General features: G+C 41.6%; 12 protein-coding genes. 8 read left to right on the forward strand and 4 right to left on the reverse strand.

Annotated features, from left to right (window positions below; translation table 11 throughout):
- Positions 1-44: 44 nt before the first annotated feature.
- Complete coding sequence (locus G458_RS0108430) at positions 45-1,841, reverse strand: DEAD/DEAH box helicase (protein WP_026951516.1); 1,797 nt, start codon at positions 1,839-1,841, stop codon at positions 45-47.
- Positions 1,842-2,241: 400 nt separating this feature from the next.
- Complete coding sequence (locus G458_RS0108440) at positions 2,242-3,459, reverse strand: serine hydrolase domain-containing protein (RefSeq protein WP_026951517.1); 1,218 nt, start codon at positions 3,457-3,459, stop codon at positions 2,242-2,244.
- A gap of 156 nt (positions 3,460-3,615) precedes the next feature.
- Here G458_RS0108440 and G458_RS0108445 point away from each other — a divergent pair, with 156 nt between their 5' ends.
- Positions 3,616-4,860 (forward strand): NAD(P)/FAD-dependent oxidoreductase, encoded by a 1,245-nt coding sequence (locus G458_RS0108445; RefSeq protein WP_035467956.1) that lies wholly within the window; start codon positions 3,616-3,618, stop codon positions 4,858-4,860.
- Positions 4,861-4,880: 20 nt separating this feature from the next.
- On the opposite strand, the gene G458_RS0108450 is transcribed toward G458_RS0108445, so the two are convergent.
- Positions 4,881-5,810, reverse strand: coding sequence for a ThuA domain-containing protein (locus G458_RS0108450; RefSeq protein ID WP_051287147.1), 930 nt, complete (start codon positions 5,808-5,810; stop codon positions 4,881-4,883).
- An 82-nt stretch (positions 5,811-5,892) separates the two neighbouring features.
- On the opposite strand from G458_RS0108450, the gene G458_RS0108455 reads away from it, so the two are divergent.
- The 5 genes from G458_RS0108455 to G458_RS0108475 all read left to right on the forward strand — a co-directional run bounded on the left by G458_RS0108455 (position 5,893) and on the right by G458_RS0108475 (position 12,202).
- Positions 5,893-6,861, forward strand: a complete 969-nt coding sequence (locus G458_RS0108455; protein WP_035467957.1) for a DUF6807 domain-containing protein — start codon at positions 5,893-5,895, stop codon at positions 6,859-6,861.
- 22 nt (positions 6,862-6,883) lie between these two features.
- Positions 6,884-8,254 carry a Gfo/Idh/MocA family protein gene (locus G458_RS0108460; RefSeq protein WP_026951521.1) on the forward strand — a complete coding sequence of 457 codons (1,371 nt, stop codon included), beginning with the start codon at positions 6,884-6,886 and terminating at the stop codon, positions 8,252-8,254.
- 32 nt (positions 8,255-8,286) lie between these two features.
- Positions 8,287-9,657 carry a putative oxidoreductase C-terminal domain-containing protein gene (locus tag G458_RS0108465; protein ID WP_026951522.1) on the forward strand — a complete coding sequence of 457 codons (1,371 nt, stop codon included), beginning with the start codon at positions 8,287-8,289 and terminating at the stop codon, positions 9,655-9,657.
- A 43-nt stretch (positions 9,658-9,700) separates the two neighbouring features.
- A complete protein-coding gene (locus tag G458_RS0108470; protein WP_026951523.1) occupies positions 9,701-11,107 on the forward strand; it encodes a Rossmann-fold NAD(P)-binding domain-containing protein in 1,407 nt (468 codons plus the stop codon).
- Between the two features lie 147 nt (positions 11,108-11,254).
- Positions 11,255-12,202, forward strand: a complete 948-nt coding sequence (locus G458_RS0108475; protein ID WP_026951524.1) for an aldo/keto reductase — start codon at positions 11,255-11,257, stop codon at positions 12,200-12,202.
- Positions 12,203-12,238: 36 nt separating this feature from the next.
- On the opposite strand, the gene trpF is transcribed toward G458_RS0108475, so the two are convergent.
- On the reverse strand, positions 12,239-12,859 hold the full coding sequence (gene trpF / locus G458_RS0108480) for a phosphoribosylanthranilate isomerase (protein WP_026951525.1): 621 nt from the start codon (positions 12,857-12,859) through the stop codon (positions 12,239-12,241).
- 128 nt (positions 12,860-12,987) lie between these two features.
- Between trpF and G458_RS0108485 the strand changes: the two genes are divergently transcribed.
- Both G458_RS0108485 and G458_RS0108490 read left to right on the forward strand, forming a co-directional pair.
- Complete coding sequence (locus tag G458_RS0108485) at positions 12,988-13,653, forward strand: hypothetical protein (protein WP_035467979.1); 666 nt, start codon at positions 12,988-12,990, stop codon at positions 13,651-13,653.
- Positions 13,640-15,307, forward strand: a complete 1,668-nt coding sequence (locus tag G458_RS0108490; RefSeq protein ID WP_026951527.1) for a S8 family serine peptidase — start codon at positions 13,640-13,642, stop codon at positions 15,305-15,307. Before G458_RS0108485 ends, G458_RS0108490 begins: the two co-directional genes overlap by 14 nt.
- Positions 15,308-15,326: the final 19 nt, after the last annotated feature.

The following is a 15,326-nucleotide window of genomic DNA, read 5'->3' on the forward strand; positions in this document are numbered from 1 at the left end:
TTCCTGGAAGAAATGTGCTTTAACCAAATTAACCTATAACCTTATTAACCTTTTGAGATTTCCATGTTAACAGTTTTCCCTTTGATGGTGTTGTTCTTCATCACTCGGATCACATGATCTGCGTCCTTCTGAGGAACATCCACGAAAGAGAAATTGTCAAAGATGTCAATGCCTCCGATGCTCTTACCCGGCACTCCGGTTTCGCCAGCGATTGCACCTACGATATCGTTAGGACGGATTCTATCTTTCTTGCCCAGATTTAAGAACAATCTAGCCATATTGGCATCACGAGTTCTTTCTGTTCTTGGAGCAAAGTCTCTACTGCCTTCTTTACGATCGCCAAATCTGCTACCTCTTTCAAATCTATCGCCTCTCTCGCTTCTTCCGCCTCTTTCAAATCGGTCACCGCTTCTGCCAAATCTATCAGATCCACGCTCTCCACGACCAAATCTACTTTCTCTACCTCCTTCGCGACGATCATCACGTCTGCGGTCGTTGTAAGAGGTCTCGATTCCGAAATCCTGATCTTTCAATTCTTTCACAGCATCACCCATGACCATTTTCAATAGTCCAAGTGCAATTTGTTCTGCTGTAAGTCCCTCGGTCAACATTTGTCCGATAGTGGCTTCGAAGATTTGATTATCTTCTTCTTTACCTAGAATCCTGTACACATCCTTCACCAATTGAGCTTTCTTCAACTCTACCAATTCTGATACAGATGGAGGAGTCATCTTAGTGATAGTTGCCTTGGTGTAGCGCTCTAGATCCTTAAGTTTCATAAACTCACGTCGACCTGTGATAAAGGTGATCGCTGTTCCAGATTTTCCAGCACGACCGGTTCTACCGATTCTGTGTACGTAATATTCTTCGTCCAAAGGGATATCGAAGTTGAAAACAGCTTCTACGTTGTCCACGTCAATACCTCTTGCTGCTACATCTGTAGCCACCAATACAGTACAAAGCCCTTTTCTGAATTTGTTCATCACTTTGTCGCGCTGAGCCTGAGAAAGGTCACCGTGAAGAGCCTCCGCCAAAATACCTCTGCTACCCAAAGCTTCGGTTACTTCGTCTGTCATTCTCTTGGTGTTACAGAAGACTACGCTTAGTGCGTAATTGTTGATGGTCATCAGTCTAGCCATCAGTTCCATTTTCAAAGAAGGTTTTACTTCGTAGAATACCTGCTCGATTTTAGAAACTGTAAGTTCGTTTTTAGCGACTTTGATGATTTCAGGATCTTTCTGATATTTTCTGGTCAAATCCAGGATTGGCTTGGCCATTGTTGCAGAGAAGAAAACGGTTTGTCTTTCTTCCGGCATTTCCTGAAGGATAGCTTCGATATCGTCTCTAAAGCCCATATCCAGCATTTCATCCGCCTCATCCAAAACGATGATTCCGGCTTCTTCCAGTTTTAAGGTTCCTCTGTTGATGTGATCCTGAACACGGCCTGGAGTACCCACTACGATTTGAACCCCTTTTTTAAGCGTTCTAATCTGCTTGTCTATGGATTCTCCACCGTAAATAGCTACTGAGGAAATTTTCTTGTGATATTTTGCAAGCTTATGAATTTCACCTTCCACCTGAACCGCTAGCTCACGGGTAGGGCAAAGAATGATAGCTTGAGGTTTGTTGAATTCCGGATCAACCAAGTCGATGATCGGAATAGCAAATGCTGCTGTTTTTCCAGTTCCGGTTTGAGCCTGACCGATTACATCGCGGCCTTCTAGAACGAAAGGAATAGCTTGAGTTTGAATTGGGGAAGGTTGGGTATAGCCCATCTCTTCCACGGCCCGTAAGATTTCAGCTGAAATCCCCAGGTCTGAGAATTTGATTGTGTTTTCCATGAATGTGTCCTTACTTTTCTTGCCATGCTTCCTAAATCCCAGACAAGCGACAGTAAGGATTCACGGCTCAGAAAAATGCTGTGTCGATTTTGACGTTGCAAAAGTAGAAGAATAAATTTCGAAAAGCAAGCTTGCTCAGAAAGATTTTAGAATATTCTTTATAATTCAAGGGGGAAAAGCAAAAAATATTTGGATACTTTATCCTAAATAGCTCTTCTTCCATAAATCCTCAGTCCACAAATCCGTAATATTATTTTCCTAAAACCTCTTTCTTGATTATTTAATTGGGATGCCAAATGATTTGTAGAGAGTAATGATTCTCTAATCAGGACTTTGAAAACTTGTGTTTTTCATCTCAATTTTTCCAACTTCCGTCTTCCGTCTCCAGACTTCCCTCTTATTAATTTTTTTGCAGACTTTCCAAGACCAGTTTGACCAACTCTGCTTTATCACCATTTGGAATCCATCTAGCTACAATTACCAAATCATTTTCCTGATCTACATAAATCATGTTGGTACCTGCCCCAATATGTAAGAAGGCTGTTTTTGGGGCTGCCGGCACTTGTTTTTGATCGTAATTCAAGAAATAATTCATAAATCCATAATCCGGTTGGGCAGGAGTAGGGGTCCTGGATTTTTCAATCCAAGAGCTTGGGATCAGTTGTTTTCCTTTCCAATTCCCGTTTCTCAAGGTCAAATACCCAAACCTAGCTTGGTCCCAGGCAGAAAGCATCATTCCACCGCCCCAATGTGAACCACCGCTTACGGATTGGATAATCTGTCCGTCCAAGATCACAAAAGAATTTTCATATCCTGTCCATCTCCAAGTATCACTTGCGCCAATAGGATCCATGATTTTTTCCTTTAATACTTGGGGAAGCGGTTTTCTCCAGACGTTCAGCAAAGCCAATGCAAGCACATTCACCCTTGTGTCATTGTATTCGTACACTGCTCCGGGAGCATTTCTTGGTCGGGTTCTCCATTCTTCTGCTTTTCCACTGGGGCGGTCTGCCCAGTCTGGCTTTCCCCAAAGGCTTCCTTCCCAATCGGAGGTTTGTCTGAGGAGATCGTCCCATCTGATCTTTCGATTATGCTCGGTGTCAAAAAGCTCAAAAACATCATCCTCATACAAATGATCAGCTTTATTCATCATTGCTCTCACGGGATCAAAGGGATAAATTGGAGCTATGTAGGGAAAGACAAGGTCTTGTTCGCTCTTGATCAATCCCGACTCTACAGCCAAACCAGCAGTGGTAGATAGAAAACTTTTGGCCACACTGAATGTCAAATCCACTCGATCGGGTTCTCCCCATTGGCCTACTACATATCCTTTATAAATGATAAGTCCTGAGGCAGGTCCTCTCGTTTTCATCGGCCCTACTGGATAACCAAAAGGTTCTCTGCCAAAAGCACTTTCGTAGTGTGCGATTTTTAAATTCGGATTAGCATCACTTTCATGGCTTTTGGCAAAATCGATAGCAGCTTTGATTTTGTCCGGGTTTAGTCCTAGTTCAGAAGGGGCTTTGGAAAGCCAATTGTTCTTGTCCGGGAAATAGACCTGGCCGAAAGTTGTTTGGAAAATCAGAAGAAGAGAGAGGAGAAAGGCGGCTTTTTTCATGTATATTTTACTTTGATGTGATTTTACAAATTCTAAAACTGAAGTTTTGACCTTTTGTCAAAACTTGAAAAATATTTCAAAATCAGAAAACCCTTTTTGTAAGAATGGGTTAACCAAGTACCCAGACGAGGCTATGCCCTCTTATCAATTTTCGCTATGGAAGAAAGGATTTACATCATCGGAGCTGGTGTCTCCGGATTAGTCGCAGCTATTGAACTTGAAAAAGCAGGTTTTTCCCCCATCATTTTAGAAGCCAGTTCGGATATCGGAGGTAGAATGAAGACCGATCATGTTGACGGGTTTCTCTTGGATCATGGTTTTCAGGTACTAAATACTGCTTATCCAGAGGCCAAAAGATATCTTGATTTCCAAGCTCTACATTTAAAGACGTTCGACCCAGGAGCAGTTATTTTCAGCGGGAGAGATGCCTATATCATTTCTGACCCAATTCGTAACCCTCTTAAAATCGTCGGAATGGCCTTCTCCAAAGTGGGCACTTTCTGGGATAAGGTGAAAATGTTTTCCCTTACCCAAGAACTGAAAAGAAAAACTTTGGACGAGATTTTTAATGCTCCCTCAGTTCCGACTTTTCAATATTTGGAAGATTATGGCTTTTCGGACCAAATCATCGAAAATTTCTTTAAGCCTTTCTTTCGAGGGATTTTCTTGGAAAAGCACCTGAATACTTCCTCTCGCATGTTTGAGTTCGTATTCAAAATGTTTTCCTTGGGAATGGCAGCTGTTCCCGAAAAAGGAATGGGCGAAATCCCAAAAATGCTGCGACAGCAACTAGGCAAAACGCAGATTTATTTCAATTCTCCTGTCAAGGATATCCAATCAGGTAAAATTCTGTTGGAAAACGGAGAGGAACTGGAATTTGAGAAGGTGATCGTGGCTGTCCAGCCGGAAAAAGTGTTAAAGCAACTTCAAGGTCAATTTGGCAAGCCACAATCCGTGATTAACCTGTACTTTACGCTCCAAAAGTCTTTTATCGCACGTCCGATGATTGGGTTGGTGACAGGTGGTAAACTGATCAATAATCTGGTTTTTATGGATGATGTTTCCAAAGCATACTCACCAAAAGGGAAAGCGCTTCTTTCAGTAACTGTTTTAGAGAGTGAGTTGGAAGAAAAAGAGTTGATAGATCAGGTTAGGAAGGAATTGGAGGAAATCTCCGGGATAAAGGCTGAGTATTTTAAATTTCTCAAGACTTTTCACATCTGGCATGCCTTACCAAAAATAGAGGACTTGAAGCACATCATTCCAATGACCGAAACGAAGGTGATGGATAATATTTACCTAGCTGGGGATTTTATGCTCAATGGGTCCATCAATGCAGCCATGACCTCTGGAAGGTTGGCAGCAGAGGCGGTAACTCACTCTCTGATGCCAACTCATTAAATAAAACTTCAACAAATGCCTTATTTTTTACCAATCGGTGTCTCATCACAGGAGACATCTCCGGCTACGTATTGCAAACCGTCCAGGAAAAACTGAAGTAATTGCGGGTTTTCAAAACTCTGTGCATTGTGGGAAGGGGAAGAGTACATGACTTTTCCTTTTCCCTCAGGCCTAATCCAAGCAACATAGGTTTTGCCTTCAGTTCTCTCATCTCCCTTCCTTTGGTTTTTTATTTCCGCATTATTGAAATAGAGAAGAGGAGTGAAGTCACCTTCCTCATAGGCGTTTTTGTAAAAGTAGGGTTCATCGATATGATTAAAACCTTCAGATGGAAAAGCCTGCACCAATGGATGGTTGGGGTTTTCCAGCCTCACCTGAAATGCTTGTTGAGGAGGATGGTAATCAAAGCTTCCACCCAAAAGTCGGCTAAATTCCCAGGAATTATTCAGCATGGTATTTCCTCCATGTAGGACCAAAAGTCCACCGCCTTCTTGCACAAACTTCAATATATTTTTCTCCAGTTCTATGGCTTTTTGCATGATTGCAGAAGAATCAGCCTTGGATTCTATCTTCAATTGATCCCAGAACAGGTTTCTGTAATCGGGTTTGGAATTGGTATTGTTGAGAACCAATACATCATACTTTTTCAAGTTTTTTAACTCAATATCGGCGAGGTTTTTGGATCCATTAACTTGGAATGCACCACTTTTTTCTCCCAAGATCTTGACCATTTCTTCAGTATGAGGTCTTACCCAATGGTCAAAGCCCGTGTGAAGGGAGAAAACCAAGACCTTCTTCTTTTTTCCATAAGGAAAATTGGTTTTTGAAGGAGCTAGGGAGTGGATTTTATCCTTCCATTCCTGATTTAGAGTGACTTCTTTCAGGCTTTGAGCCTGCGCAAAATGAGCGGAAACTAAGAAAACGATTCCGTAGAAAAACTTCCTGATCATGGGGTATTGGGTTGAAAGTTAAAGTCCTTTATTGTGGATTTTGATATCTTCAAAACTACTTACCCAATAACCTGAAAATTCTATGTCTTTCAAAAGTTTTATAATTCTGGTTTTATTTTTTAGTGGAATATCTACGGCATCGTTTGCGCAAAAGGTATCATTAAAGGATTCTTCCAAAGGAATAGATTTCTATTTGGGGGATCAAAAAGTACTGACTTACCAAACTGCCAAAGAGCCAGTTCCTCAAGGAGTGAAGGAGGCTTTTAGCAAATCTGGATTTATTCATCCCATCACCAGTCCCAGTGGACAAGTGCTCAGCCGGATTCAGCCGGCAGATCATTACCATCATTATGGAATCTGGGGGCCATGGACTCGCGCCACAATCAGCGGTAGAGAGGTGGATTTTTGGAATCTAGGAGATGAAAAAGGCCGGGTGGACTTTGCTAAAGTCCTTTCCAAAAAAGTAGCTGGCGGCGCTGCTGAATTGAATGTCCGGCAAAATCATCTGGACCTCAAAGCTCCCGAATCCGAAAAATTGGCCATTGAAGAAGATTTGAGAATCAAATTGAAGCCAGCGGACAAAGGCCGATATATGGTAGATTACACGACAACGATTTTCACTAAAATACCTGGGGGGATTCTTTTGGATGATTATCGATATGGAGGAGGAATTGGCTTTAGAGCCACGGAATTGTGGGGAGATGACAACAGCGTGATTTTAACCTCAGAAGGTCATGACCGAAAAACAGCCGATGGTACTGAAGCAAAATGGATTCTTATTTCCGGAAAAACCGGTTCACCGGAAGGAAAAAGTGGCATTTTGTTTTTAAGCCATAATACTAACAAAGCTCATCCAGAACCCCTTCGTGTTTGGCCGGTGGGGCAATACAATGGAAAAGGAAATGTTTTTATTGAATTCTGTCCTATCCGACATGAATCTTGGGAAATCCAACCTAATAACCGGTATTCCTTGAAATATAGAATCATCGTTTTTGATGGAGAGATGAGTGCGGAAGAGGCTGAAGCTTATTGGAGAGCTTTTGTGAAATGAAACCCTAATAACCTGACATAAAATGGAAAGAAGAGACTTTATGAAAAAGACCGCGTTGGCAACAGCGGCTTTTGGAATCCCTACAATTGTGCCGGCTTCTGTTTTTGGGAAAAATGCTCCCAGCAATAGGATTACGATAGGTCAGATTGGCTGCGGAAGAATAGCCAGAGAACATGATATTCCGGGAACATGGAGGCATGAAGTAGCCCAATTTGTGGCGGTGTCTGATGTGGATAGTAAGCGGATGGCAGATGGTAAAAAATACATCGAAGAGTACTACACCAAAAAAATGGGGAAACCTTATGTGGATGTAAAGCAGTATGGGGATTACCGGGAAATGTTGCTCAATAAGGAAATTGATGCAGTGATTATTTCTACTCCTGATCATTGGCACTCCCAGCCAGCCATGGAAGCGGCTTTGGCAGGAAAACATATTTATGTTCAAAAACCCACTTCCTTGACGATTAAAGAAGGAAGGCAATTAGTAAATGTGGTTAATAAAACCGGAGTCGTTCTCCAGTTGGGCACACAGCAGCGTTCTAGTGAACAATTTAGAATCGCTGCAGAACTGGTCCGAAATGGGAGAATCGGAAAGTTGCATACCGTGAGAATTGGACTTCCGGGAGATCCTTCCGGGCCAGATGCAGCACCGATGCCGATTCCTTCCAATTTGAATTTTGACATGTGGCTGGGCTCTACTCCGGAACTTCCGTATTCTGAAATAGGTGTACATCCTCAACATGACTATAGTCGGCCAGGCTGGTTGAGACATGAGAATTATGGAGCAGGGATGATTACCGGTTGGGGACAGCATCATTTTGATTCAGCAGCCTGGGGAATGGATACTGAGCTTACGGGGCCAAGGTACATCGAGGCCGTAGCTGAATTTCCGAGAGCGGGTTTCTGGAATGTACATGGAGATTTTATGGTCAAAGCCGAATACGACAATGGAGTAGTCATGCTTACTTCTGGTGGATACCCGAACGGGATTCGGTATGAGGGTACGGAAGGCTGGATTTGGGTTTCAAGAGGTAGTTATGTGGCTTCTTCTTCCGATCCGGTAGCTCAAGGAAATAATGCCAAGGCTTTGGATGCTTCAGATCCTAAAATATTGAGTTCGGTCATCGGAGAAAATGAAATAAGATTGACCAGAAGTACTGAGCATCATGGAAATTGGCTGGATGCTATTCAAGGGAAAAATGAATTGCTTTCACCGGTCGAAATTGGTCACAGGGCTTGCTCAGTTTGTCTGGTTAGTCATATTGCCATGAAATTGGGAAGGAAGCTCACTTGGGATCCCGCCAAAGAAGAATTTGTGAATGATCCCGAAGCGAATTCACATCTGAGTCGTACACAAAGAAGACCTTGGGGAACAGATTACGTCAAGGTTTAATTGATTAGCAAAAATTACAAACGGAAAATAAAATGCTGAATAAGCTATGGATGGCGTCTTTGGGGCTGGGAATTATGATTTCCTGTACCTCTAAAGAGACAAATATTGAATCTGCAGAAATGGAGTCGAAAGTAACTTTGATGACCTTGGATCCGGGGCATTTTCATGCTGGATTAATTCATAAAACCATGTACTCCACAGTAGATTCTACGGTTTATATTTTTGCTCCGGAAGGGGCAGAATTAAAAGATCATTTAAACAGAATCTCTGGATATAATAATCGGACGGAATCTCCCACAGCTTGGAATCTGGAAGTGTATTCTGGAGCTGATTACCTTCAACGAATGGTGAAAACCAAACCAGGTAATGTCATGATGGTTGCCGGTAAAAATGACCAAAAGATCGATTACATCTTAGCGGCTATTGAGAATGGGATTCATGTGTACGCGGACAAGCCGTTGGTAATCAATGCCGAAGGTTTTCAAAAGCTCAAAAAGGCCTTTGCCATGGCGCAGGAGAAAAATCTCCTGCTGTATGATATCATGACAGAGCGGTTTGAGATTACGACCTTGCTACAACGTGAGCTATCTCAGTTACCTGAAGTATTTGGCACTTTAGAAAAGGGATCGCCGGACAACCCATCGATCTCTAAAGAATCAGTACACCATTTCTTCAAGTATGTATCTGGAGCACCATTGATTCGACCGGATTGGTTTTTTGATGTAAGCAAGGAAGGGGAAGGAATAGTGGATGTTACCACCCACTTGGTAGATTTAGTGCAGTGGGAGGCATTTCCGGATCAGATCCTAGATACTACGGATGTAGAAATGATCCAAGCGAGACGTTGGGCCACTCCCATGAGTTTAGAGCAATTTCAAAAAGTCACCGGCAAGGATATGCTTCCTGATTTTTTGAAAAAGGACTTTAAGAATGAGCAGTTGGAAGTTTATTCCAATGGTGAAATGATCTATAAGCTAAAGGATATTCACGCCAAGGTAAGTGTGATCTGGAACTTCCAAGCTCCGGAAGGAGCAGGCGATACTCATTTCAGCCTGATGCGTGGCACTAAGGCAGATTTGATTATTCGTCAGGGAAAGGAGGAAAATTATAAACCGGCTTTGTATGTAAAGCTGAAAAGTGACCAGGAGTCAGCCCTTCAAAATGCCCTCACCCAAACTCTTTCTTCCAAATATCCGGGACTTAACTTTCAAAAAATGCCTTCAGGTGAATACCAAGTAATGATCCCGGACCACTATCATAATGGGCATGAGGCTCATTTTGCACAGGTGACTGAGAAGTTTTTAGAATATTTTCAAAATAAAAACATGCCTTCTTGGGAGGTGCCTAACATGATCACGAAATACTACACGACTACATTGGCAAGAGAATTTGCACTTAAATAGATCGGTAGTTGAACAGTTATGAAAAAAGGGGAGTTTTATACGTATGGATAAAGCTCCCCTTTCTCATTCAAGGCCTACTGTTGCTATTGCAGGTGCTGGAGGGTACGTGGGCAAATGGTTTATCAACAGGTATCATGAAAAGTACCAATTGATAGGGCTTAGCCGAAAAAAAGTCAAGTCAAATCCCTATCCTGGAGTGCAATGGAGGCAGGTAGAGCTTTATTCCATTACTTCGACTATTGAAGCTCTTAAAGGAGTTGATGTTGCCATCTACCTGATTCACTCCATGAATACGACCACCCGATTGAATCAGGGAGCATTTGAAGATATGGACTTGCTTCTGGCAGATAATTTCAGCAGGGCGGCTGAAATAGCCGGAGTTAAGCAAATTGTTTACTTGGGTGGATTGATTCCTGAGGATCGGGAAAAAGCGCTTTCTCGTCATTTAAAAAGCCGATTGGAAGTTGAGGAAACTCTCGGCTCAAGAAAGACTAAACTGACTGCACTTAGAGCCTCCATCATTGTTGGACCCGGGGGATCCAGTTTTGAGATCATCCATAAGCTGGTAAAAAGACTTCCGGTGATGGTTTGTCCCAAATGGACCGAGTCATTGACACAGCCAATTGCGCTTGAAAATACCCTCGAAATTATGGATGCCTGCATTGCCAATCCAAAAGCTTTCGGGAAAGTTTATGAAATAGGAAGCCCAGAGGTACTTTCTTATCAACAAATGCTTTTGAGGACTGCCAAGGCGATGGGCAAAAAGAGGAAGATTTTCTCAGTTCCATTTTTTTCGCTGGGACTGAGTAAGTTTTGGGTTGGGCTTTTTGGAGATGGTCCTCCTCAATTGGTTTCTCCTTTGGTGGAAAGCCTTAAGCACACTCTTGTCGTAAATACGGAGTTGAAATTTGACCTTGCCCCAATTCACTACCTGAACTACGAGGAATCTTTAAAATTGGCTTTGCATCCCCAAAAAGCCCCTTTGAAGACGACATTTCACCAAAATAAAGGAGTGAAAAATACGGTTAGGTCAATTCAGCGGATGCCAAACCTAGGCAGGAATTCCGCACTTTGGGTTGCTAATCGATATAAACTTTGGCTTCCTGAATTTTTGAAATTTATTATTCATAGCCGGGCAGGTTCTGAAAATGAGATTGGATTTTATCTTTTCGGTACTTCAAAACCATTGTTGCAGTTAACCATGATTCCTGATCGCAGTGATCACAAAAGGCAACTTTTTTATATCACTGGAGGTTGGTTAGTCAAGCGATATGATTACGGGTGGTTGGAATTCAGGGAAGTATTGGACGGAAAGTATATCATCTCAGCCATCCATGAATTTGTTCCGAGGCTGCCATGGATCGTATATGTATATACTCAAGCCAGAATTCACCTTTGGGTAATGAATCAATTTCAAAAATATTTAGAAGAAAAAATCAGAGAAGTCTGAGTAGAAGAAGATTAGGGTTGTCATGTCCGGAAAATCAAAAACGTAATTTGAATTACCTTTGAATTTGAGGTCCTTAAAACCTTCAAAACTCTGCTATCCTGATTAACTTAGTGAAGACTTATAAAATATAGACCAACTGTAACAAGTATGAAAACTCTCTCTTTTTCAAATGGCGATGAGATGCCGATTTTAGGTTTGGGAACTTGGAAAAGTAAACCCGGTGAAGTCCGACAGGCGGTCTATTGGGCGATCGAAGCCGGATATCGACACTTGGATTGTGCCGCGATTTATCAGAATGAATTTGAAGTCGGAAAAGGTATTTCTGATGCGATTGGAGATGGATTGGTAAAAAGAAAAGATCTTTTTATCACTTCGAAACTTTGGAATGATTCCCACAGGCATGAAGATGTCAGACCCGCTCTGGAAAAATCACTTAACCAACTGCGACTGGATTATTTAGATCTTTATTTGATTCATTGGCCAATAGCCTTTAAACCAGGGATAACATTTGCACAGCATCGGGAGGAGTATTATACCTATCAGGATGTTCCTCTTACTCAAACTTGGGAAGCAATGCAGGAGCAAAAAGAAGCAGGTCTTGCCAATCACATTGGTGTTTCCAATTTCAATCAAGCCAAGCTGAATGAGATTTTAGCCTTGGGAGGACAGAAGCCTGAAGTCAATCAAATTGAATTGCATCCTTTTCTACCACAGGATAAGTTGGTGGAGTTTTGCAGACAAAATGAAATTTTACTTACAGCTTATTCACCCTTGGGATCACCGGATTCCCGGGCAGAAAAGCATAAAAATGACCCCAAGCTGATGGAGAACTCTCTGATTTTGGAATTGGCAGAGAAGCATGGTGTAGGATCAGGAAGTATCTTGATCGCTTGGTCAATTGCAAGAGGAATTTCTGTAATTCCCAAATCAGTTTCTAAAGAGAGGATAATCTCCAATTTAGAGGCAGCTAAAATAGAATTGACCGAAGAGGACATGAAGCGGATCAACGATATAGGAATATCTCATCGCTATGTGGATGGTAGCTTCTTTACCGGACCCCAGAGTCCTTACAAGATTTCAGATCTATTCGAATAAAAAATGAAGCCTGGTGAATCTCACCAGGCTTTTTCATTAATCTTCAATTTCTAGTTTTTCAAGAATATCCGCCATTTGATCAAAGTCCCGGAGTCCGGCTTTGATTTCCTTGCCTCCGTTCAGTGTGATGCCATAGATGTTCAGATCATTTACTGTGGTCAAAACGTTGTCCACATTGATTCCGCTTCCTAAAAGAATTTTGCACTTACCTGTAAGACTTAATATGGACTGCTTATCTGATTCGGATAATTTTTCATTTTCTGTTTGGATATGAATTAATATCTCTGAATCAGAAAGATGTTCGGAAAGTTGTTCTTCCAAATGTTTGATCTCATTGAGGTTGACTTTGTAAATCAATGAGTATCCCTGATTTTGAAGTTTTTTCAAATCCTCAAGTCGGTCATATTCTATCCACGTTATCTCTGGGTAGTTTTTCAGGCTTTCTAAAATATCCAAGCTAGAATCCCATGAAAATTCAGCCACAAAATCAACTCCTGAGACCCAGCCAGTGATTTCTTTATATTCTTCAGGGCTCACATAATTTGGGCTTTTTGGATCAAGGGAAAAGCCCAAAAGGTTTACCATCATTCCTGAGCAATATCTTGCATCGGTTAGATTGGTCACATGATTGATTTTTACAAAGGTCTGAAGAGCCATAGTTCTTTTTAAATTGAATGCGAAAATAGGAAGTGATTCCTTGGAAGAAAAGAAAAGTAAAGCCGGAAACCTACAGGAATGAAAGTAGTTCTTTTAAAAGCTTATATTTTTACCACAATGTTTGAATGATGAAGGGAATTTTAAGAATAGCGCTGTTTTTTTTATTTGTAATTGTCTCCGTGGCTTGTGAGGAAAGTACGGAAAATCCAAACCTTGATTTTCAGCTTGATTTTCAGCCTTTGGAACTGGGTAATTTTTGGGTTTATCGGGTGGAGGAAACCCTGTATTTCGGGGAGAATGATTCAGAGAGCAGTACGTATTTTATCCGGGATCGAGTGAGAAGCAGTTTTGTCAATGAGGCAAATGAATTGGTTTATATTGTAGAAAGGCAAAAATCTCCAAACCAGAATTCATGGATTACCTTGAAAGACTACACCATGTTTTTAAGGAATAATACACTCATTCGTTCAATTGATAATCAAGCTTTAGTCGCTTTAGTATTTCCTCCAAGTCTTGGAAAAACCTGGAACGGGAAGATCTACCAAGCTGGGGAAAAAGATGATTTTGAAATTGAAGTTTTTGAAAATAATCGGCTAAAAGTCAAACAAGAAGATCTAGATGACAAAGTCACTGTACGGGATAAGAGGTATGAGTTTTTTGAAAGAGGGGTAGGATTGATTGAGAAATACGATGAAGTAGTCACCTATTGTTCCCGAACTGACTGCTTGGGAAATCAGTTGATAGATGGAGGCTATAAAGTCAGTTTAACTTTAGTAAATCATGGGAAGAGGTAAGTTTTTTATTTCTCTGGCGCTAATCCTGCTATTTGGGTTTCATGCTGAAGCCCAAAACAGGTATGCGGTGTATTTGAAATACAAGCCTCAAAGTGGGTTCACATTGGCTAATCCCCAAGCCTATCTCACTCCAAAAGCTATACAAAGAAGACAAAAAGAAAAACTGGCTATCGATAGCCTGGATTTGCCAGTTTCAGAAAAGTATATCGAGCTTTTAAGGAAGAGCTCCAATCACATTCTGTACAATTCCAAGTGGCTAAACGCTTCTATTCTTGTAGCTGATCAAGCTCAGATTAATACTATCAAGACATTTCCATTTGTTGATAAAGTGGTCTATGTAGCGCCAGGGTTTTATCAACCGCCGGGTTCAAGAATCCTTACTGATCAAGAAGGTCCAGTTCAGGATCCTTTAAAAACCCAACATCCAAAATGGAAAAACAGGGAGGCTACGGCAGCAGCGAATACATATGATTTCCAAAATCAATTGATTGGAATTGATAAAATGCATCAAGAGGGATTTACCGGAAAAGGAATTACCATCGCTGTTTTTGACGCAGGCTTTCCAGGAGTAAATACAGCCAGTCCTTTTGCCTATTTGATCAATAACAAAAAGATAATTGCCCAAAAAAACACGGTCAAACCTTGGCAGAAAGAAGTTTTTACGGATCACCCGCATGGCACCAATGTATTATCTTTAATTGGAGCCAATGAACCCGGGAAATTGGTTTCGGGAGCTTATGATGCTGAGTATATTTTGGTAATTACCGAAGACGTGTTCACAGAATACTGGATTGAAGAACTGAACTGGGTCAGAGGGGCAGAGTTTGCAGACAGCTTGGGTGTGGATATTATCAACAGTTCTCTGGGTTACATTGATTTTGATGATGCTTCCATGACCTATCAGACAAAGGATTTGGACGGCAAAACCACCATCATAGCCAAGGGAGCTAAGATTGCTTCAGATAAAGGGATTTTGGTCGTCAACAGCGTTGGAAACTATGGATCCGCAGGTGCAAGTTCTTTAATCTCCCCGGCTGATGTAAAGGAGGTTTTATCCATCGGATCGGTGACCCAGCAATTGACTGTCTCTGGATTTAGCTCGAGAGGTCCTACTGCTGACGGAAGGATAAAGCCTGATTTGGCGGCTTTTGGAAATAGCCCGGTGTTGGTTTTGTCCAATGGAGCAATAGGTGCTTCCAGTGGTACTTCTTTTTCAGGGCCTCAGGTAGCTGCGTTGGCTGGAGGATTATGGGGCGCAAAGCCTGAATGGACAAGAGCGGAATTGGTGGAAAATCTTCTGAGAAGTGCAAGCCAGTTTGAGAAACCTGATAATCTTTTGGGATATGGAATTCCGGATTTCTTCAAGGCTTATTATGGAGAAATCCTTTCGGTGGAGGATGTTGAAGATATTGAATGGAAAATTTTCCCCAATCCGATTTCTGAAGGAGAATTGAGTATTTATTTTGGGATTGGGCTTGCGTGTGAGTTGAGGCTTTTTGATTCTTCAGGAAAAGCCGTCTTAGAGTCGGGATTGGAAAGGCCAAATATCAAAACACCTTATAAAATAGATCTCGCAGGGTTTACTCCTGGTTTGTACTTAGTGCAACTGCGGGAAGGAAGTCTAATCAAGCAGACCAAACTAATCAAGAAATAAAGACTGTTCGTAGGAATAG

It is taken from the genome of Algoriphagus mannitolivorans DSM 15301 (genome assembly GCF_000429425.1).
GTDB lineage: Bacteria > Bacteroidota > Bacteroidia > Cytophagales > Cyclobacteriaceae > Algoriphagus > Algoriphagus mannitolivorans.

Coding starts and splice junctions, on each gene's coding strand:
- G458_RS0108430 (WP_026951516.1), bottom strand. CDS start 1,841: ATGGAAAACACAATCAAATTCTCAGACCTGGGGATTTCAGCTGAAATC.
- G458_RS0108440 (WP_026951517.1), bottom strand. CDS start 3,459: ATGAAAAAAGCCGCCTTTCTCCTCTCTCTTCTTCTGATTTTCCAAACA.
- G458_RS0108445 (WP_035467956.1), top strand. CDS start 3,616: ATGGAAGAAAGGATTTACATCATCGGAGCTGGTGTCTCCGGATTAGTC.
- G458_RS0108450 (WP_051287147.1), bottom strand. CDS start 5,810: ATGATCAGGAAGTTTTTCTACGGAATCGTTTTCTTAGTTTCCGCTCAT.
- G458_RS0108455 (WP_035467957.1), top strand. CDS start 5,893: ATGTCTTTCAAAAGTTTTATAATTCTGGTTTTATTTTTTAGTGGAATA.
- G458_RS0108460 (WP_026951521.1), top strand. CDS start 6,884: ATGGAAAGAAGAGACTTTATGAAAAAGACCGCGTTGGCAACAGCGGCT.
- G458_RS0108465 (WP_026951522.1), top strand. CDS start 8,287: ATGCTGAATAAGCTATGGATGGCGTCTTTGGGGCTGGGAATTATGATT.
- G458_RS0108470 (WP_026951523.1), top strand. CDS start 9,701: ATGGATAAAGCTCCCCTTTCTCATTCAAGGCCTACTGTTGCTATTGCA.
- G458_RS0108475 (WP_026951524.1), top strand. CDS start 11,255: ATGAAAACTCTCTCTTTTTCAAATGGCGATGAGATGCCGATTTTAGGT.
- trpF (WP_026951525.1), bottom strand. CDS start 12,859: ATGGCTCTTCAGACCTTTGTAAAAATCAATCATGTGACCAATCTAACC.
- G458_RS0108485 (WP_035467979.1), top strand. CDS start 12,988: ATGAAGGGAATTTTAAGAATAGCGCTGTTTTTTTTATTTGTAATTGTC.
- G458_RS0108490 (WP_026951527.1), top strand. CDS start 13,640: ATGGGAAGAGGTAAGTTTTTTATTTCTCTGGCGCTAATCCTGCTATTT.